The following is a 1214-nucleotide window of genomic DNA, read 5'->3' on the forward strand; positions in this document are numbered from 1 at the left end:
TCAGGCCCCCGCCACATTCGTCAGCGGATCACCGATGACTACGCGATCGCCTTCCGCCAGCCCGGCATTGATCTGCACTTTGACGTTGTTGTTGATCCCGGTTTGCACATTGCGCGATTGCGCGTGGCCCTTGGCGTCGAGCACCCGTACCGGAAAACTGCCATCGGCGTTGCGCGGGCCAAGCGCCGCGACCGGCACGGTCAGCACCGATTTGGCGGTATCGAGGACGATGCGCACCTGCGCGGTCATCGAGATGCGCAAGCGATGATCGGGATTGGGCACTTCGAACAAGGCGTTGTAGAACACCGCGCTGCTTTGCTTTGGCGTGCCGGCGGGCGGTGTTTCAAGAAAGTTCTGTGGCGCCGGGTCGGTGCCACGCAGTTTCGCGTAGTAGCGTTTGTCCTCACCGAGAATGGTGAAATACACCTCCTGCCCCGGGGCAATGTGAATCACATCGGCTTCGGACACCTGCGCCTTGACCGTCATGGTGTCCAGATCCGCCAGTTTCAGCAGGACCGGCGCCAGTTGGCTGGCGATCACCGTCTGGCCTTCCTGAGTGACCACGCCGACCACATCGCCATCGATCGGCGCAACAATCCGTGTGTACGCCAGATTGACCTTGGCCGTGTCGATCTGGATGTGCGCGCTTTTGATCTGCGCGTCCAGCGACATCAGGTTGGCCTGTTGTACCTGATAGTTCGACTCGGCATTTTCGAAATCCTGGCGCGAGATCGACGCGTCGTCCTGCAGGTTCTTGTAGCGCTCGTAAATCGCTTTGGTCTGCCTCAGTTGAGCCTGCGTGGCGCGCTTTTGCGCTTGCAGGTTTTCCTCATCGACCTGAGCCTGACGCAGGGTGTTCTGCAGCACCAGCGGATCGATTTCCGCCAGCCACTGCCCCTTCTTTACCTTGTCGCCAACCTTGACCTTGAGCGACTTCAATTGCCCGGACACCTGCGCACCGACGTCCACTTGTTTGATGCCTTCGAGCAACCCGGTGGCCAGCACCGCGTTTTCAATATCACCGCGCTCCACAGGCGCGGTCAGGTATTGCGGCGCCTCGGCCGGTGCTTGCACCGCGTAGAACGCCAATCCCGCTACTGCCACTAACGCCAGACCCATACCGACTTTGCGCAACTTCGACTTTTCCATAAATGACCACAAGTCCGTTCAGGGGTGAGCCCGGCTTAACGCCGGGCTCCAATTGAAAACAACAT

At 59.7% G+C, this 1214-nt stretch carries 1 protein-coding gene; it reads right to left on the bottom strand.

The window, feature by feature from the left end; genetic code table 11:
• On the bottom strand, positions 1-1149 hold the full coding sequence (gene macA, locus AC3IUF_RS17525; RefSeq protein ID WP_463543272.1) for a macrolide transporter subunit MacA: 1149 nt from the start codon (positions 1147-1149) through the stop codon (positions 1-3).
• Between the last annotated feature and the right edge of the window lie 65 nt (positions 1150-1214).

Source organism: Pseudomonas sp. KH_040, assembly GCF_057839305.1.